The sequence below is a fragment of the Amphibacillus jilinensis Y1 genome (assembly GCF_000306965.1).
Taxonomy (GTDB): Bacteria; Bacillota; Bacilli; order Bacillales; family Amphibacillaceae; genus Amphibacillus_C; species Amphibacillus_C jilinensis.
On the sequence record NZ_JH976438.1, the window covers coordinates 184,323 to 207,345 of the forward strand.

The window sequence follows — 23,023 nt, forward strand, 5'->3', positions numbered from 1 at the left end:
ATTAGTCCTAAAAATGAATACTGGTCTGGTTTGAAATTCCTGTTTTTGCTATATTCTATTCTTTTTCGCGAGAATTCATGTAAAATAGAATCGTATAAAAGGAATTATATGTATTGACATTGAAAAGGAGTGGATAATATGGCAGGAATGATTCGCGTTACGCCAGAAGAATTAGTTAGCATGTCTAATCGTTATAGTAGTGAGAGTAGTCAAGTCGGTGAACAAATTACCAGATTAGATAATATGATTCAAGAATTAGAAACGATGTGGGAAGGGCAAGCGAGTCGTGCTTTTAGTGAGCAGTATCAATCACTACGACCTTCGTTTACTGAAATGCAACAATTGTTAGAAGACATTTCATTACAATTGAACAGCTCTGCTAAAGCGTTAGAAGATGCTGATCAGCAAGTCGCAAGTCAAATTCGCAGCTAAAAATGAATGAAACAGTGAAGGAGCGCTTATCTTTGATGAGGGCTCTTTCCTACATTGAGGTGTTTTAAATGTATGTTGAAATTACAGTTAGTTTAAAACCATTTGATCAACCTGAACTTGATATTCGTTTATCGGATTACCATACCGTTAAGAAGGTGATCGAGATCGTCGGTCAAGCGATGGATTCGTTAGATAAACCCAATCCTACATCTTGGATAAGGGTATTGAATAAGGATAAGGTGATCACCAGTGATATCAGATTGGTTGATGCAGGAATTACAACAGGTGATTGTATCGAAATAATTCCCAATCAGAATGAGCCAATGAAGCAAAACCATTTGGTGATGGGATTAAACGGTGATCAATAAGGAGAATAATCATGAATGATGAGAACAGAAGCTATCTTGAAGAGAGAATACAAGCAAGCATTGATCAAAAACAAGATCAAGTTGTTTTTTCTTTTCAAAAAGAAACGATAAAGCTTGATCAAGTAGCTGAAATTAATTTTCTATCATCGATCGATGATAAGGTTAATCGGCAGATTGATATGGGTCAAGATGAATTACAGATTACTTATCAAATCAAACCAGGAAGTTACTATAATCATGACTGTGAACGTTTGACAAGAAAAGAGAGATGCGTGGTTGGCTATCAATTGATTGATAAAATTAACAATCATCATATGTCCAGACTTCATCTCGTAATCAGTCCTGAAAATTTAGTGATTAGCAAAGGATTATCACCGTATTTTCTTCATTATGGTGTGCAGGAGAGTTTACCGCCATATGAGAAAGAAGATGAACAGTGTTTGTTAGAAACAAAGGCAATGCTTGCTTATCTGGTTGATCCAAGCTTTACCTTCGAACGTTACTTAAAACATTATCAAACATTAAAGTTGTCAAAAGAGGTTAAGGATATCTTCGCTGCCAGTACATGGTCTGATTTAGAATCCATTCTTGAACTGGTGATGAAGCAAGAGGATCAGCAAGCAGGCAAAGTGAAACAAGTCCCGCTTAAAAAGTGGAAGGGCTATCGCTACGGGTTATGGTTAACGATAATATTACTCATACCGGTCTTAATTTATTCATTCTATTCTATTTTTATTATCGGACCTAGACAAGCCAATATTACCGAGGCACATGGTCGCTTTTTGAACCAATCATATAGTGAAGTTGTTTCGACATTACAATCCTATCAAATCGATCAATTACCAAAGATTACGCAATATCAATTAGCGTATGCTTATGTGATGACGGAATCTTTAACAGAAGATCAACGGCAAAATATTCGCAATACAATCACCCCACAATCTGATCAGCTCTATTACGAGTATTGGATTAATATCGGTCGTGGGGCGTCAGAAGAAGCACTTGAAACGGCACGCTTTATTGAAGATCGCGACTTGATTTTGTATGCACTTATTAAACAGCGAGAGTTAGTCAGAGCTGATCAATCATTGGCAAGTGATGAGCGCCAACAACAATTGAATGAAATTGAAACAGAAATTGACGCCTATCAACGTGAAATAGAGGAACAACAGGAAAGTGATATTGAATTAGACCCAGAAGAAGAACTGACCGAAGATGAGTCAAGTTAGGAGGTGTGACATGGGGATTGTATCAATATATGACCAAGACAAGTTCACCTACTACCCGATAAAAGTTAAACAAAAAATAACTGTAGGTCCAGAGTTGGAACATGCGGTGACTTTGACGGAATTAAAGGACGAAGATGCCTTTTCATTAATATGTACAGACCAAGGGCATTTAATGATTGAGTCATCAAGCTTAGCAGAAACAGTTGAGCTCGAACATGGACAAGAACAGACGCTACCATGTATCAATGGGAAGTTATATGTTTATTGGGAAAATGAATGGCTAACGAACGCTAGTTACTATGTCGATCCACTTAAGGAAATTCACCTCATAGAGAAGGGATCGACTGAGCAACAAGCAATCGTTAAACAGACGTATGATTCAACAGCTCCTTTTACCATTTATCCGAAGCAACAATTGATTCAGCTGCATAACGATGATGCTTATCTTTATTTAAATGGGAAGAGATGTGCTGACCAGATCCATTATCAAGTTGGTGATCAGATCGTATATAAACGCTTCCACTTAGCTTTTGTTGAAGAGGATGTACTTGAAATAAGACATCCTCGTTTCGTCGATGTTGAGTTAGAAGAGATGGTTGTTCCGCAGTCGGAAATGCAGAAACGCTACCCTGTTTATCGTCGAACACCTCGGATGATCTATGAGTTACCTGATAATAAGGTGAAATTTTCATTACCAGGGCAAGAGCCCGATCATACAGGCAAAAGTTTGTGGATGATTGTGTTACCGCCGTTAATGATGTTGATCATTATGTCATTAATTGCGATTTTGATTCCGCGTGGGATCTTTATGTTAGTGTCCGTTGTTATGTTTATGACGACATTAGTCACATCAACGGTACAATATTTTAAAGATAAGAGGCTAAGAGCAGAGCGAGAAGAAAAGCGCAAACGGATTTATTCTAACTATTTAGAAGAGAAACGAACAGAATTAGAAGCTGTCTCAGACAAGCAACGCTTTGTCATGCAATTTCATTTTCCTACGTTTGAGCGGATGAAGTATTTGACAGCACAAGTATCTGATCGGATTTGGGAACGAACACTCGACAGCAAAGACTTCCTTCAATTCCGATTAGGGACAGGAACTGTACCATCTAGTTACCAAATAACGGTTAATGCCGCAGATATGTCAAATCGAGAGATGGATGAGCTATTAGAAGAATCACAATTATTGGAACGTACATATCGTGAACTGAAAAATTTACCTGTCACGGCCAACTTAGCTGATGGAGCGATTGGTTTAATTGGTAAAGAGTCGGTATGGAAACGAGAATTGCATCAGATTATTGGTCAGCTTGCTTTCTTCCATAGTTATCATGATTTACGCTTTGTATTGGTTTTTGATGAAAAAGACTACCCAGAGTGGAAGTGGCTAAAACGTTTGCCACATTTCCAATTACCACAGTCTTATGCTAAAGGGTTTATTTATGATGAACGAACGCGTGATCAATTATTGACATCTATCTACGAGTGGATTCGCGAACGCGATTTAGAAGAAGATAAGGAAAAGATCAGATTTAAACCACATTTTCTATTTATTGTTATTAATCAAGAGCTCATTAATGAGCACGTTATTTTAGAATATTTAGAAGGTGAGCATCAAGATTTGGGCTTATCTGTTATTTTTGCAGCTGAAGCGAAAGAAAGTTTTTCAAATCATATCGATACGTTAATTCGTTATATTAATGCGAATCAAGGTGATATTTTGATCGAGAATAAGCGTGCTGTACAAATCCCATTTACACTCGACCAACACCAATTAAAAGATAATGAAACGTATGCACGCACATTAAGAACACTCGATCACCAAGTTGGGATGACGAATTCAATCCCAGAACGCGTCTCTTTTTTAGAAATGCTTGATATTCAAGATATCCACGCATTACCGATTAAGGAAAATTGGCTGACCAATGCGTCTGCTAAATCATTAGCCACGCCCATTGGACTAAAGGGAAAGAAAGATACTGTTTCACTTAATTTGCATGAAAAAGCCCATGGGCCGCATGGTTTATTAGCGGGAACAACAGGGTCAGGTAAAAGTGAGTTTTTGCAAACGTATATTTTATCATTAGCCGTTCACTACCATCCCTATGAAGTCGCGTTTCTATTAATTGACTATAAAGGGGGAGGAATGGCACAGCCGTTTCGTCATATTCCCCATCTATTAGGGACGATTACTAATATAGAAGGAAGTAAGAACTTTAGTGCACGTGCACTTGCGTCTATTAAAAGTGAGCTAAAAAGACGTCAGCGCTTATTTGATCAATACCAAGTTAATCATATCAATGATTATACGAAGCTATTTAAACAAGGCGAAACACGTGAACCTTTGCCACACTTGTTCTTGATTTCTGATGAATTTGCTGAGTTAAAGACAGAAGAACCCGATTTTATTCGAGAACTCGTTAGTGCCGCCCGAATTGGGCGAAGTTTAGGCGTCCATCTCATTTTGGCGACACAAAAGCCAGGCGGGGTGATTGATGATCAAATTTGGAGCAATGCCCGTTTTCGAGTGGCCCTTAAAGTGCAAAATGCTGAGGATAGTCGAGAAATATTAAAAAATGCTGATGCAGCTGCACTGACAGTGACTGGACGTGGCTATTTACAAGTAGGGAGTAATGAGGTCTATCAATTGTTTCAGTCTGCTTGGAGTGGTGCCCCTTATCAAGATGAGAGCTCAGCGAATGAAGATGAGGTCGCATTAGTCACTGATCTGGGACTCGTACCTTTGTCAGAGCTTTCAACTACCCAAGGGTCTGGTCATGAAGTGCGAACAGAAATGGATTTAGTCGTTGATAAAATTGAAGCTGTTCATAAGGAAATGGGCTTTAAACAGTTAGCGAGTCCATGGCTACCGCCGTTGGCTGAGCGATTATACTTTGATAACATTGAGCAACCTTCGACGCAAGAGGAGTTGATCTTTGCTATCGTTGATGAACCAGAAAAACAAAGTCAAACGCCAATCGGCTATCAACCTATGGCGGATGGAAATATTGGCATCTTTGGTTCTTCTGGTTATGGCAAAACGTATACGATTTATACGCTACTCTTGCAATTCGCTCGTCTTTACCGACCAGATCAATTGCACTTTTACTTAATGGACTTTGGTAATGGCGGACTTTTACCTTTTAAACAATTGGCTCACACAGCAGATTATTTCTTACTTGATGAAGAAAAGAAATTAAATAAACTCGTTAGCTTAATTCAAAATGAAATGAGTAGAAGGAAAGTACTATTTCAAGAGTTTGAGGTTAGCACGATTAAGATGTTCAACCATTTGTCTGAGGAGCCAATTCCGCTATGGTTTATCACGATTGATAACTTTGATGTTGTTAAAGATGAACTGCAAGATTTAGAGACTCAGATCAATCAATTTGCACGAGATGGTCAATCACTAGGGATATACTTTATTATCTCTTCAACGCGTGTCAATGCCGTAAGACAAGCATTGATGAATAATTTGAAAACTAAAATTGTTCATTATTTACTCGATCCGACTGAAGGTTATGCGATGCTAGGTAGGGTGCCATTTGCCTTAGAAAATGTACCTGGTCGTGCGATCGTAAAAATGTCAGATCCTTATTTAGCACAAGTGGTCTTACCTGTTGATGGAGAAGATGATTACCAGCAATTAGAGGAATTGAAGGCTGAGATTAAACAGATCAATCATAGTTATCACGATGCTGTTCAGCCAGATCCGATTCCAATGCTTCCGAAAAACTTAACGACAGAGCATTTCAAAGATTTCGTTAAACAAGACGATCGACCAGGCGTCATCCCAATTGGTTTACATGAAGAGCTCGTGAAGCCAATTATGCTCGATTTGAATAAAATCAATCATTGCTTGGTGATCGGCGGGAGCCAAAGTGGTAAGACAAATGTGATGCGTCATATCGTTAATCAGCTACTTACTACGACGTCAGATCGATTAACATTATTTGATTCAATCGATCGTGGCTTCTCTTATTTGGTTCAACATGAAAAAGTAAATTATATTGAGACTAAAGAAGCGATTGAGCAGTGGTTAGATGAAACAGAAGCAATGTTTAAAGAGCGAGAACAAGCTTATCTGTCAGCGGTGAGCTCGGGACAGCCATTGCCACAATTTGAAGCGTCTGCTTTTATTATCGATGGCTACGCTCGATTTTTACGGATGGTTGATAATCGTGTTCAAGAACGGATCGTACAACTGCTCAAATCTTATAGTCATTTAGGTTTCCAGTTGATTGTCTCCGGAAATAACAACGAGTTAACGAAAGGCTTTGATCCTTTAACTGTTGAAATAAAACAAGTTCGTCAAGCGATTTTATTAATGAAAAAGACAGATCAAACGTTATTTAATTTAGCATATGAACGGAAAGAACCGGATTTCCAAACAGGCTACGGTTACTTTGTAGAGAATGGCAAAGAAGTCCGGCTCCAAATTCCATATGTTTCGATTGAAAGAGAGAAGGTGAGTATATCCTAATGAAAAAGGACATGATTAAATTAATTGCTGCTTTACTTGTGATTATTGCGGCACCCGTTAGTTATTTTATGATAATCGGTGACAACCCGATGCAAGAAAGGCAAAACGCAACGCAAACCATTGCAGTTGTCAATGAAGATGGCGGTCTGGAAACAGACAGTAGTGAGATTCGATTAGGTGAGCAAATACTTAGTTTATTTGAGGAAGAATCTTCGTATGAATGGCGTGTTTTAGGTAGAAGTGCTGCTGAAAATGGTTTGCAATCACAGGAATTCGACGCGATTGTTTACATCCCGTCAGATTTCTCGGCTAATGTGATGCGTTATGACGAAGCAAACCCAACAAAAATAAATTTTGATTACCGTCTCCAAGATCAATTGAACACCGTGAACGCCCAACGCGCGCAACGTGAAGTGGAACGCGTCATTAACCGAACCAATGATAGTATTACCGAACTGTATTGGTACTACGTGTCAGCTGATATGGAAGACGTTCGGGACCAATTTGATCGGATCTTACAGGCAGAATTAGATTTCCAAGAGACCATGCTTGCTTTCTATCAGCCAAGTTCTGAAGATTTAGCTACTCAAATTACAGAACAACAAACGATGATCAATGGATTACAAAGTTCAATTGAAGACATGAGCGGGCAACAAAATGATCAGGAACAGCTAATTGATCAAGTGACTGATCAATTAACGCAATTTATTGACTATGTTAATGCATATGAAGATTATCAAGAACAGCAACAGCAATTACTAACTGATATCCAAGCTGATGCTATTGCACAAATTGATACAGCGACAGAAAACCAATTACCAACCTTTCAACAAGAGCAACAATTATTAAATGATCATCAAACAGAAATGATTGGTGATATGGGGACATTGGAAGATAATATCAAGAAAAATAAGGAAGTATTTTCGAATTTAGAGTCTTACCGGTACCAACATGTCGGTGACCAAACAGACGATCTTTTTAACCATCAAAGCCGTGTTTTGGATTATTATCAACAACTTGTCGATACAACCGCGCTAAATCGCTATCAAGATGAGATTATTGGCTTGCGCACAGTATTAGGTGAGGATGAGCAATTATTGATCCTTGATCCTCCTGATGACAATCCAATTTTCGAAGAAGATGAAGAAGACCAAAATGGTGAAGAGCAAGAAACGGAAGCAGGACAGGAACAAGATGAACTTGAAGATCCAGATTTGCCATCTTTTGAAGATGAGCTAGCGATGCTTGAAGATATTGAAGAACAGATTGAGTTGATGCTTGATATAATTGACAATCAATCTGAGCCCTTGTCTGATCCTTTACTTGAACTGCAAGGTCATTTAGAGGCGATGTTAGTCGATATACAACAGATTCAAACGACGTTAACAGAAAAAGATGATGCGCAACTACTTGTGTTGCAACAAATTGAATCACTTACACGAGCAAATCAAGCATTAGTAGATGAGTTGGAGCAATTAAGTGGTGCAGAGGAAAGTTTACTTGAAGAAAAGCAACGCTTAACAGAATATGCTGACGCGTTACTTGATGTTAATCACCAATTACGTGAACAACTTGACTATTATGTCAGTGGCTTAACAGATATTATTGAAGAAATTGAAGCGAAAGAAGCGTCGATTTTAAGATCGAATCAATTGTCGAGTCGTAGACGTGAAGCATTGAGTGATCTATTCGATCAACCATTGTATACAGGCCAAGTTATTGATCTATTAAGCTACTATGCATACCTTGATCAATATGAAGCGGTTTTAATCCGGATGGAGAATGATAATGAAATTAAAACACGCGTCATGGAACATTCAGGTTTAAACAACCAAATGGAACAGATCTTACGGGTAACGAATAGAGAACAGCGGTACTGGGATACGCTGTCTGATGATTTACCGACGACACGTGATGGTTTGTTGGCACTAGAAGATCGCTTCACGCAATTTATGGCTGACTATCAACTTGTGATCGAAGAAAATCAAGCTGATTTGACAGAAAGTTTAACAGAGGTAAGAACAGATGCTGAAGCGATTTTACAACAAATTCAGCAGCCAGAGACACAATTAGGTAGTCAAACACCTACACCAGAAACAGGAACAGCGCATGAACCGATTGTTCAAAATCAAATGCAAATTAATGATCAATTTGGCTCGATTCATACTTGGTTAGATGTGACTGAAGATAGTCAATCAACGATTACATCATACACGGATGACTTGCAACGCGAGGTCGCTTCGGTTCAAAGTGATGCAGATACATTAAATCAAAAGTGGTCATCTAATGTAGAAACAACTGAATATGTTCGAGATGATGTGTTTTCAGTATTAGGAAATACATTTGTTGATGGACAATCAAACGATGATGTCTATGATTTTCTAGCGCGTCCGCTAGAATTGACGAATTCAACAACGACTCAGCGGACAGAATCCCGTGTCCCACCAGTGGTGATCCTGTTTGGTGTATTGCTAGCAAGTTTATTGATTGGTTATTTGAGCTACTATTTTACGATGATGCCAATATGGTTAAGGGTGACACTCTTTGTTTTATTAAATACGCTCGTTGGTTTTATTATTAGTATATTTGGTTTAAATATCTATCAATTAGCTGAGTCTAGCATGATTGAATGGACAGTTTACACGATTTTATTATTGTTTGTCAGTTCAGCCATGGTTACAGTGGCATTCACCTTGCACCGCTTGTTTGGTTGGTTTATTGCGGTAGGTATGGTTGGATTTTTTGTTACACCGCTGCTAGCACTAACGACACCGAACTTTAGTTTCACCGACCCGATGTCACGTGTGTACATGTCGATGCAATATAGTGGCCGTTCCTTATTTCCAACAGCCATGATTGTTTTAGCATTATTACTTGGATTATTAGTTACTGCCCAAATTTTCATTGAACGTCATCGACTGGTTAACAATGAAGAAGGTAGATTAGATGAACAAACCGCTTAGATTATTAGGCTCAATGTTAGTGATAATTACTGTTTTGTTTATATCGTTACCTGATTTACAGGCGGATGTCGAATTTAACTTTGATGATTTAGTCCCAAACCAATATGAAGGGCGAAGAGAGCGGACGACGGAATTGATTCGTCGTCGTGCTGCTCAACCGATTGGTGAAATATCAGAAGAGCAGAGATCGTTGTCTTTTGAGGGAAATATTAGATTTGATCAAGATACGGTAATTGATCAGCTTTTCCTTTCTTCGACGACAGCAACGCATACGATTACCAATCAAGCACTTGAATTAGATCTGTTTAATGAACCGGTATCAGTGGCTACACAGCAACCCACTAACGAAACGGGTAGTGATGCGCCGTCCTTCTTGTTATTATTGGCAGTAGCGTCCATCTTATTAATTTTGGGTTTAAGTGTGACTCTTTATATTTATTACAAATCGACAGCACAAGATTAATCTTATGACGAATAAAGGGGTGGTAAATATGAGTTTTTGGTCTTCGATAAGTGGCTTGCAAAACGAAATAAATTTAAGAACAGATAATCTTGACGAAAGAATTGAACGACTAAATCAGGCTAAACTTAAGGTTCAGACAGAACAAGAAACGGTTTTACAAGAAATTAAAGAGCTAAAGAAGCCGGACTTACAGAATAGTTGGGTAGGTGATCGAGCGAATCAATTTGAAGAACAGCGAGAAGATGTTTATCAAGTAATGTTGTTAATTGGTAACAACTCTTATGATATATATCAGTCAACGATTCAATCGAAAATCAATTCACTAGAGCTCCAACGCTCGGGATTAAATGCGTTAAACAATATTGCCAGTGAAGTGAATCGACTACTCGATTTCGGTGAAGAAGTTTACGATGAAGTGTCTAGCAAAATTAGTCATATAAGAAGGGAGCTTTTCTTCTAATGCCAACGATACAGCTGAATCATCAACAAGTTGTTGCGAAAATTGAGCAATGTAAACGCCATATAGAAGCATTTTCGGTTAAAGCTCCACCTAATTCTAAATTAACGGGCAATCATTTAACTTATGCTGAACAATTTAAAGAACGCGAGCGCGATATCAATGATTTAATTAATGTCTACTTAGAAGTGACTATGTATAACCTTGAAGACACGAGGGCAAATATTGATTTAATCCAACAACAAGATGCATCGATCATCCGGTAGTGTATTATCGCAGATAACCGTCCGTCAATCGCTCGCCACAAAATAGAGGGCCGAGCTGAAATTAGTTAAGCAAGCGATAACGGACACTCATGGTCTAATTCACTAGGGCTAACAGGATGTTGGTCACACAAGCGTTTCGCACGCCGCAAAGACGTTAACTTGTGTTCCACCAGTGGGGAAAACGAAAACACCCACGTTTTGAAGGTTCGTTTTATTTTCTATCCAAGTGAGGTTAATCCGATGAAACAGTTAAATGCAGAGCGATTAAGTGATACAATGGAAGCAAGAGCCAAGCATTATAAAGATTATCGAGACCAATTTGAACAGCTTCGCGAATCCTTTGAAGAAATCGTCGAATTAGATGGCTTTGAAGGGCGAGGGGCTGAAGCAATTAAAGGTTTCTATCAAGGACAAATAGATGTGATCGATGCCTGGTATCGTTTTATCGATCATCAAATTGCCTTTTTCGAGGGCGTATCCGGTACCCTATCTGATTTTGAATTAGGTGATCAAACAAAAGTAGATAACCAGTTTTTAAGTGAAGACCTCGCCCAACGCGAAGTCCAGGCAGATGAAATGGTCAGTGATCAACACCAAACATTAGAACAGATCTTTAGTGAGATCGAAGACATCATGACGCTTCGGCCGTTTTCAAGAGAGCATTTTGATCAACAGATGAGTGACTTGCATGAGAAACGCGTCGAAACGATTGAGGCGGTTGAGGATGTCGATAGTGTCTTAGCCGAAGAGTATGAGACCTCTTTAGTTGAACAGCAATTTATGGCGGCATTATTTGATCAACTCCTGTTAGCAACGATGCAAGGTGGCGACGTGTCAACGATACATTTTGACGCTAATGCTTACCAGAACAGTGAGGTCTACAAAAATATTGAGGATGCCGAAACTTACACAGTCGAATATCTCGCGTACAAACAAGAACAAGCCCATGCAAGAGAACTGCAAGACCGTGCGTGGTATGAAGTGCTTTGGGACGGAACAAAAACCTTTGTTGGTGAAGTGACCGGCTATTACGACACCATCCGAGCCTCTACAGGGGTCGATCCGGTCACTGGCGTCGAATATACAGCTGGTCAACGGATTGCGTATGCAGGTCTAGCCGCTGCTGGTTTTATCCCGTTTGTTGGTTGGGCAGGCAAAGCGATCAAAGGTGGTAAAGGCATCTACGCGACGGCCAAAGGCGTCAAAGCGGTTAATACCAGCTTAGATATCTATAAAACAGCTGGCGCCTTTTCGGCGATTCAAAAGGCAGAGATGGGGCTTTACGGTTTAGCTGCTGCCAATGGTTTCTCAGAATATATCACAGGCAAAGATGTTTTTGGCAATGAGTTAACAGCCGAACAGCGCAGTGCGAGTCTTGGCACGGGCATCGCTGCCAGTCTCCCATTTGCACCAAGCATCGCCAGCCAAGGCAAATACCTAGGCAAACAAACGATGCAGAAAATCGGCAATATGAACCTGATCAGCGGTTCCAACAACACATTCCGCTCGTTTGGTCAAAAGCAAAGTGGTCTACAGAGATGGCTTGGCAATAACCAAGTCCAGCCCGCCTTCGCAGGTAATGTTCCAGACGTACCGATGCGTGTAATGGATAGTGGACATATCAACAAGAAGTTGGATGTTGTTTATTCGAAGCGTGTGGGTAGTGGGAATGTTGGTAAAGGTACGGGTAATGCTTTAGGTGGGGTCAGAATAATAAATAAAAAATATGCAGGAGAAGTCTATAAACTAAGTGGTGATTTAGGCAAAAAGTATCCTGAAGGGGTCAAGTTTTCTAAAGAAGGTTTTCCTGACTTTAGTCGGTATTCAAAAGCTAATTTAGAAATAAAAGGATTAATCGGCGACCATTATTATGATTTCAAAAAAGCTAATGAGGCACTAGGTCTCAAAAATACTCCAGCAGGATATACATGGCATCACGTAGAAGATGGAAAGACAATGATGTTGGTTCCAAGTGATATTCATGGAGAAGTAAGACATACTGGTGGCGCTTCATTGATTAAAAAAGGGCTTAGACCATAGAAAAATAACGGAGGTGTATTATGATTAATATAGTTTCAAATAAAGGATTTAATGAAAATGAATTAATTACATTTTCTGAAAAGATTGGTTGCGAGTTACCAAATGATTACATTGAATTTTTACGACATCATAATGGTGGCTATGTGAAAAATAGCATTAGTACTTATTATAAAAATGGAGAGCAAAAGTTTATTTTGACATCTATGTTTGGATTAGGGTCAGACGATGATTTAATAAACCAATTTGAAGCATATAAAAATAGAATACCTAATACTTGTATTCCAATAGGAAGAGATGCAGGTGGGAATTTGGTATGTTTAAATCTATCAGAATTTAAATATGGATATGTTTATTTTTGGGATCATGAAGAAGAATTTAAATATGAAGAAGGAAAAATAGCTATTAATGATTTGTATTTTATTGCAGATTCATTTAAAGAGTTTTTAAATTCTATTGAGAGAGATAGCATAAAGGAACCAGGAGTAGAAGGATATGAAGTGGAAAAAGTTTGGGTAGACCCAGATTTTCTAAAAGAGTTAGAAAACAACTCCGACAAATAGAGTTTTGAACTATTAATAAACGGTTATCTTTTGGGATAGCCGTTTATTTTAGATTTTTATTCATTTTTTATAAAAATAAAGGGATTTATATTTTAGGAACAAAGTAAACGATGTTATTTATGAAATTCAATACTCATGTTGGTTAAACTATCATGGAGTATCATTCTAATACTTGGATTGGCTGACAAGAACGAGAATTAGGCGAGTTGACATTTTATATGGCAGGGACAGTGATAAAAGTTGATTGAAAAATTCCAAAAAATCCTTGATAGTAACAAATATTCAATTATTGAAAAGGATAATTCTATAAAAATTCACCCTGTAGATAATAACTTAGTGATACCTGATCAACACGTTAATATACAAGAATATGATTCAAAATATTTCATTTTTTTGGTATCAAGAAATGAAAAAAAACAAGTAGCCGAGATAAATGTTAAAGATATTGATTTTTCTATAGCAATAGCAATAGTTATATGCAAAAGTAATTTTGAACAACCCTGTCAGGATTTAGCCTTTATAAGGAAAATTCGCGAGCTAATTAAAAATAATGAGATAGACAATGTAGAGAAATTATTTAAACAAGAAATTAACAATGATTTTTTTTCGATAGAAAATCATAAAGAGAATAATATTAATCTTTACAGAAATGGCGATAGAGCAAGTGTATATTATAATAAAGATTATATTGTTAAAGAAGTTAAATTGAGCAGGGCTTATGTTGTTTTATACAATTATGTGAAATTACTTGAGGAATTTGAACCCATATATAAAGAGCTTACTAATTATTTGAGGGTCAATAAGAACAATGATTATTTTGAGTTGCGGAAATACTATGTTTTTGGAGAAATTTGATTAAAGGGCATTTTGATAATAAAATTGGTGATTTTACAATTTATAATATAACAGAAGAACCGTATGAAATTTTTAATATTACATTTGATGCTTATCATTATCACATTGTGAATTTCAGTTATAATAGGGGAAGCATAGGTTGTGGTTTATCCCAAGGTAAATATGATATTGAATTGAAAACCAGCCAAGAATGGTATGATAAAGCAGATATGGATGTTTTTTGTAAAGAGCTTCAAGAACAATTAGAATTAAGAATACCTAATAAATTTTTAGAGCATTATGGTTGGAAATAAAGAATGGCGTGGGGAGAACCTAAAGATCAGCAGACTTTAGGTTCTCTATATTTATGTTTTAAAAGAAATGTTAAACATGATTCCAAAGAGTTTGCAAGACAATTGAAAGAACAGGAAAAAAGGTATGAATGAACTTACAGTTGATAAGTATTGAAAAAGATCGTGAGAACTATATTGAGAAAGGGTGTACATTTGAAGAAAAAGGATCGAGTTTCGAAGCGTTTATGCATGCACTGGCGGTTGATGGGAGCGTAAAATACCATGTGACAAGAGCAATAAATGGTGCCATTTTACACTATTTATTAGTGCTTTAAAAAGGTATAGTAATATTATCTGACAAAAAACGTCGTTTAACTTCATTATCAATGGAAGTGTGCTCGTTTATCGCATTACATAAGGTTTTGATGAACATAGTGCGCTAAAAGCTATCGTTTTTTGGGATAAATGTTCCATACTACATCACTGAGGAGTGAAGCAATGAATATGATTCGAAATATTAGGAAGTTTTTTGGCACCCTGAAGTTTAAATTTATGCTAAGCATGCTGTGCCTCGCACTTATTCCACTTCTATGTTTGGCCGTTTTGCAATCAAGTCAGTTTAGTTCTTTTTTACAAAATAATATTAAGGTGCAACAGACAGAACTGGCCGAGATGAATAGGAATTCATTAAGCGATTGGCTTGACAATAAGGCACTGCAACTTTCAAACAATCTTGATGCGCATCCGGAGTTTCAAGAGATGGACTTCGACTATATAGATTCTGTTCTGGATTATTTGCAAATAAGTGATTCAGATGTAGAACTTTCAAGCGTTATCAACAAGGATGGCAATATCCGTACCCCCGGTATCAATTTGAAGGATAGAGATTATTTCCAGGAGGCCGCTGAAACGAAAGAATATGCAGTGAGTGATATCATTGAAAATGCAGAAACGGGGAGCGAGCAAATCGTTGTTGCTGTACCTGTACTTGATCAAGATGATAATTTTAATGGTGTCATTGCCAGCTTTGTCGGACTGGATGTGCTTTCGGATACGATAGGGAAAATTCAAATTGCCGATACCGGATTTGGTTTTTTATTATCGGCAAATGGTGATTTCATCTATCATCCCGATCAGGACATCAGAGGTCAGAATTATAACGATCTTGATTTAAACGAGGAAACATTTCAAGCTTTTGAGGGAGAAATATTAGCGAACGATACTGGGCACGTGACCTACACAGATAACTTAGGGGATGAGAAGATTGCAACATTTTCCACTGTCGGTAAATCTGGATGGAAAGTCGTAGTAACGGCGCCTACCGACGAAGTGTATGCAGAAGTTAATGCTATGACTCGTTTATCAACGCTTTTTATATCAGCTGCGATCTTGCTTGTCATTGCCGCGGCCTTTTTTGTAGCGAATTTCCTTGCCAAACCGATTACACAGGTATCTAAACATTTAAACATACTTGCCAATGCTGATTTTACGCAAGAAGTGCCTGAAAAGCTTATGAAAAGGAAAGATGAGATTGGTGATCTCGTAAATGCTACAGACAAAATGCAAGGTTCATTAATTGATGTTATAAAAAGTGTTTCAGATGCAACGGATCATTTGTCAAGGAATAGTGAAGACTTAACGCATTCAGCAAACGAAGTGACTGAAGGAAGTAAGCAAATTGCAACAACCATGCAGGAACTGTCTTCAGGTGCTGAGTCACAAGCCAATACCTCTGGAACAATATCTGAATTAATGGAAGGTTTTGTTAAAAAAGTAACTGAAGCTAGTCATAATACGGTACAAATGAGCAAAGAATCAAAAAGTATTATTGAACAAACCGAAAAAGGCCAAGAATCAATGGGTGAATCCGTAGCTCAAATGGATACGATCTATCGCATAGTAGAAGATGCCGTTGAAAAAGTAGGCAAGCTTGATCAACAGTCAAAAGAAATTTCAAAATTAGTTGAAGTGATTCAAGGGATTGCAGAACAAACGAATTTACTCGCACTTAATGCAGCTATTGAAGCCGCACGGGCAGGTGAGCACGGTAAAGGATTTGCAGTAGTAGCTAGCGAAGTCCGTAAGCTTGCTGAGGAGGTTACATCTTCCGTTGGTGATATTACAAACATTGTCACTGGTATTCAGAAGGTATCAAATGATGTAATGGACTCGCTTCAAAATGGTTATCAAGTGGTGGAACAAGGCTCAAAACAAATAGCTGTCACGGGTGAAAAGTTTACAGGGATTAATCAAGCTGTAAGTGATATGGTAACCAAGTTCCAAAGTATATCCACGCATTTAACTAAAATTGTGGGTGATAGTGAAAAAATGAGCAACTCAATTGTAGAAATTGCATCTGTTTCTCAAGAATCAGCTGCAGGTACTGAACAAACAGCTGCTTCCTCGGAACAATTACTAGGCTCAATGGAAGAAGTGACACACAGTGCTGATCAATTAGCTCGACTCGCAGAAGACCTAACAAAGAAGGTTAGTCACTTCAAAATATCAGAATAATTATAGAAGTTTTTTATATAGATATTACCCCGCACATAGTTTTCATAAACGAAGGTGCGGGGTTTTTGATCAATAAATTAGAAAAGGTAAAAGCACGTTATTATTTAATTAAAATTGAATCTGCTGTTAAAGAAGTTGATAAGGTTGAGTGACCTACCTAGGTCATGAAATTATTGGTCACAGTGCAGGAACTCACAAAAGTGCTTAGTTCACCGCGCCTTCGCATCCGTCCCATACAATCCTCATCATCTGGAATTGTTTCACAGTGATAGAGGCAAACCAGTTGATTGATCAGGCATTAGAAACGTTTGCAATAAGCGATTAACTCTCGTCCTTTCACACCGCCGTATGTACCATTCGGTATACGGCACTTTCATTTAAGTCAAACGTGCATGCTCATATCTGCCAATTAGATTCTCACCCCCCTGGTTTGGCCAGTATTTATCATCAAGCGCTTGACTTAATAGCGGACGACGTCAGTCCACCAATAGCTTCTCCTTCTGTGTTAAAATAAGATAAACACAATGACAAGTTTATCACAGATAACCGTTCCAAAACGCTAGGGTTAAAATAGAGCGTAGCGTTCATCCCTTTAAGAGATAGTAGTAATCTGATTCGGGTAGCGACCTATTATGGGGGAAATAACTGTAACGGCTACTGATTGAAGTTTTTGTTACAAAATGAACGGTATAAGAGAAAGAGGTCGGTGGAGAACAGTGTAAGTTAATTTTTGGATGATTTAACGTTCGTGAGGGGAAGGTTACATATGGTAGAAATATTATTTATGATGCTTGAGCGCTTAGGTATTATTGTGACAATTGCCTTTGTCGTTACGCGATTACAGTTTTCACGCAATATGTTAACGGTGCCAAAAATGACTGCTAAGCAAGGGTACGCAGCGATGGTTTTCTTTGGGGTGTTTGGCATTATTGGAACGTACTCTGGCTTTGCGCTGAGTTTAGATACGCTTCAGTATGAACGATCACTCCTAGGGATTGAAGCGAATGAAGCAATCGCTAATTTTCGAGTGATTGGTGTTGTGCTTGCTGGTATTTTTGGTGGATACAAAGTAGGTGCAGGTGCTGGTTTGATTGCGGGCGGTCATCGTTTTTTATTAGGTGGCTATACGGGCTTAGCGTGTGGGCTTGCTTCAATTATAGCAGGGTTGTTAGGTGGGTTATACAACCAAAAATACAAACAAATGCCTTCAATCCCGAGCGTTATTCTACTTGGTGCCTTAGCAGAGACGATACAAATGGCGATGATCATCATCCTCTCCAGACCGCTTGATCAAGTATTCGCATTAGTGCAGATGATTGGATTTCCAATGATTATTGCTAACGGACTGGGTTGTGGTTTGTTTTTACTCATTATCAAAAGTGTTCAGGAGAAAGAGGATCGTGTGGGTGCTTCGCATGCGCAACAAACATTGCGGATCGCAGACCAAACGATTAAGCATCTTAGAAGCGGTTTGACTGCTCAGTCAGCAGAAGCAGTCTGCAACATTCTTTTTTCTGAGACCAAGCCGATTGCAGTAGCAATTACTAACGAATCTGATATTCTAGCGCATATGGGTCAGGGAAGTGACCATCATCGTTCAGGTGATCCGATTCAAACGGAAGCGACAAGAAAGGTTATTCATAATGGCAAGATTAATGTGACGACTAAAAAAGGCATACACTGTGATCATCCGAATTGCACATTAAAATTTGCGGTCATCGCCCCACTAAAAAGTAGAGAGAAAACGATCGGGACATTGAAAATTTATTATGCAGATCAGCACCATATGAAAAATGCCGCGATTGAATTAGTCAGTGGCTTAAGTGTTTTATTAAGCAATCAAATTGAATTATCAGAGGCAGAGGAAGCTTATCAACTCGCTCAAAAAGCGGAAATTAATGCGCTCCAAGCACAAATGAGTCCGCATTTTATGTTTAATTCGCTAAGTGCCGTCAATGCTTTGATTCGAATGGATCCGAATAAAGCAAGAGAGATGATTCAATCGTTATCGCAGTTTATCCGCCAAAATATTATGGCCTCAAATCAGCGCATGACAACAATTGAAGTGGAATTAAGTCATATAAAATCCTATTTAACCATTGAAGAAACGCGATTTTCGGAAAGGCTACAAATCAACTATGATATTGACGCTACGGCTTTGCAAACAAAGCTCCCCCCTTTAACGTTGCAACCGATTGTAGAAAATGCCATTAAACATGGAATCAAAGATATCGAAAGATCGTGTTCAATTTTAATCGCAGTTAAAACCATGCTAGATCATGTAGAGATCATGATTAAAGATGATGGTAAGGGGATTGCTCGTGATCAACTCGCTTGTATTGGAAAAAAAATCATAGATTCAAAAACAGGTACAGGCGTAGGGTTATACAATATTAATAGGCGTTTAGAACTGATATTTGGCCATGCTTCAGCATTACAGATAAAGAGTGAAGAAAATCGTGGAACATCGGTATCATTCTCTGTTCCAAGGTTGGAGGGAAGCTTTGATGAGTGATAGTATTCGAGCGATCATTGTTGATGATGAATCGTACAATCGGGAAGAATTAAAATACTTATTAAGTTATGATCAAGATATCGAAGTCATTGGTGAAGCAAGTTCGGGCAAAGAAGCCATTCTCAAAATCATTGATCAAGAGCCAAGTGTTGTCTTTTTGGATGTTGACATGCCAGGCATGAATGGGATGGAAGTAGCCAAAACAATTACGGGACTTAAAAAGCCACCACTGATTGTTTTTGCCACAGCTTACCCTGAATTTGCGGTTGAAGCATTTCGTTATCAAGCCATTGACTATTTACTAAAACCCTATGATGAAAAACAACTGCTTCAAGCCATTGAGCGGATTAAGGATAAACGATATCCAAAGGAAAATAATCAGAAACAGCGCATTGGTAAACTGGCTGTAGATGATGATGAAAAAACGATCTACATTAATCCTGATCATATTAAATATATTTATTATTTGGATAAGCATGCGCAAATTGTTACCACATCTGGTCATTATCATAGTAAGTTGAGCTTAAAAGCAATCGAAGCCCGATTAGAGCCCTATCCTTTTTATCGCATCCATAAGGGCTATTTAGTCAATATCACATTTGTTCAAAGTATCTCACCGTGGTTTAATGGTGCTTATCATTTAAAAGTTTCGGGTGAAAGTGATCAATTACCAGTCAGTCGAAATTATATTAAAGGTTTACGGGATCAATTAGAACTTTGAACTACTCCTCACTTACCAACCTTACAGGTTGCTCGAAGAGGGAGTTTTCTCGCCTATTTTAGATAAAAAAGATGTATGTTGTCTTGTAAAATGAACATGTCAACGTTCGATTAGAACATGTTGTCCTTCGTATAGACGGTTAAGTCATTCTTTCTTTTATACTTTGTGTAAGCGGTTTAACACAAGAGAGAGGATGATTATCGTGTATACTTTTTTGGCAGGTGTTTGTTTTTTAATAATCGGGTATTTCACTTATGGAAGAATGATTGAGAAAGTTTTTGGTATAAATGATAGTCGACAAACGCCAGCGTATAGCAAGCAAGACAATGTTGATTATCTACCAATGAATACAAAGAAGAATGCTATGATCCAATTAATTAGTATAGCGGGTGTGGGACCAATCTTTGGTCCAATTATGGGAGCGCTCTATGGGCCGATAGCGTTTCTATGGATTGCCATTGGCTGTATTTTCGCCGGTGGTGTACATGATTATTTGACGGGCATGATTTCAATTCGGAATGGTGGTGCGCATCTTCCAGAATTAACGGGTAAGTTTTTGGGAAAAGCGATGCGTCATGTTGTCAATTTCTTTTCGGTATTGTTGCTATTACTTGTGGGGACAGTATTTGTTTCGTCTTCAGCAGAGCTCATTTATAACATGTTTGACGGCTTTACACCATTAATAATCCTGATTATTCTTATTTTTTGTTACTATATTTTATCAACGATGATGCCGATTGATAAAGTCATTGGCCGTATTTATCCGTATCTTGGGGCGACTTTGCTCTTAGGTACAGTGTTAATGGGAATCGGACTTGTTTTACAGCAAGCCCCTATTCCCGAACTTAGCTTAAACAATCAACATCCAGAAGGGACAGCAGTATTTCCTTTACTATTCTTAACCATTTCCTGTGGAGCGTTATCTGGCTTTCACGCTACGCAATCGCCTATTATTGCTCGGACGGTGAACAAAGAAAGCAACGGGCGGAAAATATTCTATGGGATGATGGTGGCAGAAGGTTTTGTGGCAATGGTTTGGGCAGCTGCGGCGATGAGTTTATTTGACGGACCAGTTACACTAAATGAACTCATTCATACCATTGGAACGGGTGGTATTGTATCAGAAGCTGCTGGTGCAGTATTAGGCTCAGTGATTGGAACGATTGTTATTATCAGTGTTATTACTTTGCCTATCACTTCTGGTGATACAGCATTCCGAAGCGCTAGAATGGTGATTGCAGATTATTTTAAGCTCGGGCAAAAAAAGATCATAAATCGCCTGTTAATTGCAATTCCAATTTTCGGTTGCGCGATTCTTTTAACGACAATTGATTTTACGATGTTATGGCGTTACTTTTCTTGGGCGAACCAAACCATGGCTGCGATTGCACTGTGGATTGGTACGGTCTATCTTTACAATGAGAAGAAGCATTACATTGTTGCCTTAGTGCCAGCGCTATTTATAACGATGGCGGTTATTACCTATATTTTAACTGCACCAATTGGTTTTGGCTTACCTATCCACACATCATATCTTATGAGTTCGATTTTGACAGTGGGTATTCTTAGTTTGTTTTATCTAAAACGATCAGCTGCTGTAGGACATCCTTTCAACAAAAATTTAGAGAAATCCTCGTAAAACCATAATGTTAAAGGTTATCCATGTGTGTGTTTGAAAATCAGTTAACGATGAGACAATCACATGCCTATAGATATTATCTATCAAAGGTAACCGTCGGTAAAACGCCCGCCATAAAAATAGAAGTAATTTAGGCGGGCGCTAATTACCAATCAGCGGGAGAAGAACGAAAACACCGCCTGACTGGAGATTCGTTTTATCACTGCTTAAAAAGATGTTGCTTTCCTTCCATTTATGGGCTAAGGTAAATTATAGAAGGTTATTCTTGTTTATTTTAAAACAGGTAATGAATAGAGGAGTGGAGCACATGATTATTGTAACGACTGATTTTGTACCGGGTAAAGAAGTGAAAGCGTTAAAGGGCTTGGTAAGGGGAAGTACGGTGCAGTCAAAGCATATAGGTAGAGATATTGCCTCATCATTTAAGACAATCGTCGGTGGAGAAATAAAGGCTTACACAGAAATGCTGGACGATGCGAGGAAAAAAGCGCTTGATCGAATGACAGCCGAGGCAGAGCGTTTAGGTGCGAATGCAGTTATTTCTATGCGGTTAGAATCTTCAACCGTTATGGGCGCAGCATCAGAAATTATTGCTTATGGAACTGCTGTCACAGTTGAATAGAACTAATTTAATTTTTTAGATCATAATACGCTGTTTGTAGAGTTATAACATCGACAAACAGCGTATTTGTTATTCAATAAAAGCGCTGGAAAAGCGTATGAAATTCTATTATTCTGTCTATATCATCCATGTAATACGGCAGCTTGATCTATTTGTAGGGTTTACTCTGGCAGATTAGATGTAATATAAGTTTTAGCTAACAAATCATGAATTGAACGTTTATCTGCTCTCGTTGAGATAAGATAAATACTTATAAGCGAAAGCACACCAAATCCAGCCCCATAAAGAATCGTTTTAACAAAAAACTCTCTGATTACTAATGTTAGTAAAGTTAATTTTTTACACGCCACAGGAGCTATTCTTATACCAACCACACGCTTTCCTATTGTATATCCATTCCATAATAGAGGAAGGGAAATATCATATAACACTGAAAAAATGACGAAGGTAACGAAAAAAAAGGTCAAAAATGCCGAGTTTTCAGTGTATAAACTTAAGCTGATGATTAAAGATGCAAATGAATTGACGGTTAAGTCAATAAATTGGGCAAATCCGCGTTCATAAACGCCGACAGGACTTGCTCTTAAAACATCGATATGAAAACACCTCTTTTTTGTGACA

The 23,023-nt window shown here is 38.2% G+C and carries 19 protein-coding genes and 1 pseudogene; 19 read left to right on the top strand and 1 reads right to left on the bottom strand.

Annotation, left to right across the window (positions count from 1 at the left end):
• Nucleotides 1-138 precede the first annotated feature (138 nt).
• From B494_RS0113730 to B494_RS0113825, 19 genes and pseudogenes are all read left to right on the top strand, one after another.
• Nucleotides 139-432 carry a WXG100 family type VII secretion target gene (locus B494_RS0113730; RefSeq protein WP_017472961.1) on the top strand — a complete coding sequence of 98 codons (294 nt, stop codon included), beginning with the start codon at nt 139-141 and terminating at the stop codon, nt 430-432.
• Between the two features lie 68 nt (nt 433-500).
• On the top strand, nt 501-800 hold the full coding sequence (locus tag B494_RS19450) for an EsaB/YukD family protein (RefSeq protein WP_017472962.1): 300 nt from the start codon (nt 501-503) through the stop codon (nt 798-800).
• Nucleotides 801-811: 11 nt separating this feature from the next.
• Nucleotides 812-2,029, top strand: a complete 1,218-nt coding sequence (essB, locus tag B494_RS19455) for a type VII secretion protein EssB (RefSeq protein ID WP_017472963.1) — start codon at nt 812-814, stop codon at nt 2,027-2,029.
• A 10-nt stretch (nt 2,030-2,039) separates the two neighbouring features.
• Nucleotides 2,040-6,515 carry a type VII secretion protein EssC gene (gene essC, locus B494_RS0113745; protein WP_017472964.1) on the top strand — a complete coding sequence of 1,492 codons (4,476 nt, stop codon included), beginning with the start codon at nt 2,040-2,042 and terminating at the stop codon, nt 6,513-6,515.
• Nucleotides 6,515-9,478 carry a type VII secretion protein EsaA gene (gene esaA / locus B494_RS0113750; protein WP_017472965.1) on the top strand — a complete coding sequence of 988 codons (2,964 nt, stop codon included), beginning with the start codon at nt 6,515-6,517 and terminating at the stop codon, nt 9,476-9,478. Before essC ends, esaA begins: the two co-directional genes overlap by 1 nt.
• A complete protein-coding gene (locus B494_RS0113755) occupies nt 9,462-9,941 on the top strand; it encodes a type VII secretion EssA family protein (protein WP_017472966.1) in 480 nt (159 codons plus the stop codon). Before esaA ends, B494_RS0113755 begins: the two co-directional genes overlap by 17 nt.
• Nucleotides 9,942-9,969: 28 nt before the next feature.
• Nucleotides 9,970-10,401 (top strand): DUF5082 family protein, encoded by a 432-nt coding sequence (locus B494_RS0113760; RefSeq protein WP_017472967.1) that lies wholly within the window; start codon nt 9,970-9,972, stop codon nt 10,399-10,401.
• Nucleotides 10,401-10,664, top strand: coding sequence for a DUF5344 family protein (locus tag B494_RS0113765; RefSeq protein WP_017472968.1), 264 nt, complete (start codon nt 10,401-10,403; stop codon nt 10,662-10,664). The genes B494_RS0113760 and B494_RS0113765 overlap by 1 nt, the downstream gene beginning before the upstream one ends.
• 240 nt (nt 10,665-10,904) lie before the next feature.
• Nucleotides 10,905-12,704, top strand: coding sequence for a T7SS effector LXG polymorphic toxin (locus B494_RS20215; RefSeq protein WP_017472969.1), 1,800 nt, complete (start codon nt 10,905-10,907; stop codon nt 12,702-12,704).
• Nucleotides 12,705-12,724: 20 nt separating this feature from the next.
• Nucleotides 12,725-13,264, top strand: coding sequence for an SMI1/KNR4 family protein (locus tag B494_RS0113775; protein WP_017472970.1), 540 nt, complete (start codon nt 12,725-12,727; stop codon nt 13,262-13,264).
• Nucleotides 13,265-13,504: 240 nt separating this feature from the next.
• Nucleotides 13,505-14,119: a hypothetical protein gene (locus tag B494_RS0113780; protein ID WP_017472971.1), complete on the top strand. Its 615-nt coding sequence runs from the start codon at nt 13,505-13,507 to the stop codon at nt 14,117-14,119.
• Complete coding sequence (locus B494_RS0113785) at nt 14,116-14,412, top strand: hypothetical protein (RefSeq protein ID WP_017472972.1); 297 nt, start codon at nt 14,116-14,118, stop codon at nt 14,410-14,412. Before B494_RS0113780 ends, B494_RS0113785 begins: the two co-directional genes overlap by 4 nt.
• Nucleotides 14,413-14,540: 128 nt before the next feature.
• Nucleotides 14,541-14,726 carry a hypothetical protein gene (locus B494_RS21480; protein ID WP_017472974.1) on the top strand — a complete coding sequence of 62 codons (186 nt, stop codon included), beginning with the start codon at nt 14,541-14,543 and terminating at the stop codon, nt 14,724-14,726.
• Nucleotides 14,727-14,889: 163 nt separating this feature from the next.
• Nucleotides 14,890-16,905 carry a methyl-accepting chemotaxis protein gene (locus B494_RS0113800; protein ID WP_017472975.1) on the top strand — a complete coding sequence of 672 codons (2,016 nt, stop codon included), beginning with the start codon at nt 14,890-14,892 and terminating at the stop codon, nt 16,903-16,905.
• Nucleotides 16,906-17,068: 163 nt separating this feature from the next.
• A pseudogene (locus B494_RS21735) lies at nt 17,069-17,221 on the top strand (IS3-like element IS655 family transposase); the annotation flags it as partial.
• 450 nt (nt 17,222-17,671) lie between these two features.
• Entirely contained in the window at nt 17,672-19,420 is a 1,749-nt protein-coding gene (locus B494_RS0113810; protein WP_017472976.1) for a LytS/YhcK type 5TM receptor domain-containing protein, read from the top strand.
• On the top strand, nt 19,413-20,141 hold the full coding sequence (locus B494_RS0113815) for a LytR/AlgR family response regulator transcription factor (protein ID WP_017472977.1): 729 nt from the start codon (nt 19,413-19,415) through the stop codon (nt 20,139-20,141). Before B494_RS0113810 ends, B494_RS0113815 begins: the two co-directional genes overlap by 8 nt.
• 202 nt (nt 20,142-20,343) lie before the next feature.
• A complete protein-coding gene (locus tag B494_RS0113820; RefSeq protein WP_017472978.1) occupies nt 20,344-21,780 on the top strand; it encodes a carbon starvation CstA family protein in 1,437 nt (478 codons plus the stop codon).
• A gap of 307 nt (nt 21,781-22,087) precedes the next feature.
• Nucleotides 22,088-22,402, top strand: coding sequence for a YbjQ family protein (locus B494_RS0113825; protein WP_017472979.1), 315 nt, complete (start codon nt 22,088-22,090; stop codon nt 22,400-22,402).
• A gap of 161 nt (nt 22,403-22,563) precedes the next feature.
• On the opposite strand, the gene B494_RS20625 is transcribed toward B494_RS0113825, so the two are convergent.
• On the bottom strand, nt 22,564-22,998 hold the full coding sequence (locus B494_RS20625; RefSeq protein WP_026065259.1) for an RDD family protein: 435 nt from the start codon (nt 22,996-22,998) through the stop codon (nt 22,564-22,566).
• Nucleotides 22,999-23,023: the final 25 nt, after the last annotated feature.

Coding starts and splice junctions, on each gene's coding strand:
- B494_RS0113815 (WP_017472977.1), top strand. CDS start 19,413: ATGAGTGATAGTATTCGAGCGATCATTGTTGATGATGAATCGTACAAT.
- B494_RS0113730 (WP_017472961.1), top strand. CDS start 139: ATGGCAGGAATGATTCGCGTTACGCCAGAAGAATTAGTTAGCATGTCT.
- esaA (WP_017472965.1), top strand. CDS start 6,515: ATGAAAAAGGACATGATTAAATTAATTGCTGCTTTACTTGTGATTATT.
- B494_RS0113825 (WP_017472979.1), top strand. CDS start 22,088: ATGATTATTGTAACGACTGATTTTGTACCGGGTAAAGAAGTGAAAGCG.
- essC (WP_017472964.1), top strand. CDS start 2,040: ATGGGGATTGTATCAATATATGACCAAGACAAGTTCACCTACTACCCG.
- B494_RS0113810 (WP_017472976.1), top strand. CDS start 17,672: ATGGTAGAAATATTATTTATGATGCTTGAGCGCTTAGGTATTATTGTG.
- B494_RS0113800 (WP_017472975.1), top strand. CDS start 14,890: ATGAATATGATTCGAAATATTAGGAAGTTTTTTGGCACCCTGAAGTTT.
- B494_RS0113775 (WP_017472970.1), top strand. CDS start 12,725: ATGATTAATATAGTTTCAAATAAAGGATTTAATGAAAATGAATTAATT.
- B494_RS19450 (WP_017472962.1), top strand. CDS start 501: ATGTATGTTGAAATTACAGTTAGTTTAAAACCATTTGATCAACCTGAA.
- B494_RS0113765 (WP_017472968.1), top strand. CDS start 10,401: ATGCCAACGATACAGCTGAATCATCAACAAGTTGTTGCGAAAATTGAG.
- B494_RS0113760 (WP_017472967.1), top strand. CDS start 9,970: ATGAGTTTTTGGTCTTCGATAAGTGGCTTGCAAAACGAAATAAATTTA.
- essB (WP_017472963.1), top strand. CDS start 812: ATGAATGATGAGAACAGAAGCTATCTTGAAGAGAGAATACAAGCAAGC.
- B494_RS0113755 (WP_017472966.1), top strand. CDS start 9,462: ATGAACAAACCGCTTAGATTATTAGGCTCAATGTTAGTGATAATTACT.
- B494_RS20215 (WP_017472969.1), top strand. CDS start 10,905: ATGAAACAGTTAAATGCAGAGCGATTAAGTGATACAATGGAAGCAAGA.
- B494_RS21480 (WP_017472974.1), top strand. CDS start 14,541: ATGAACTTACAGTTGATAAGTATTGAAAAAGATCGTGAGAACTATATT.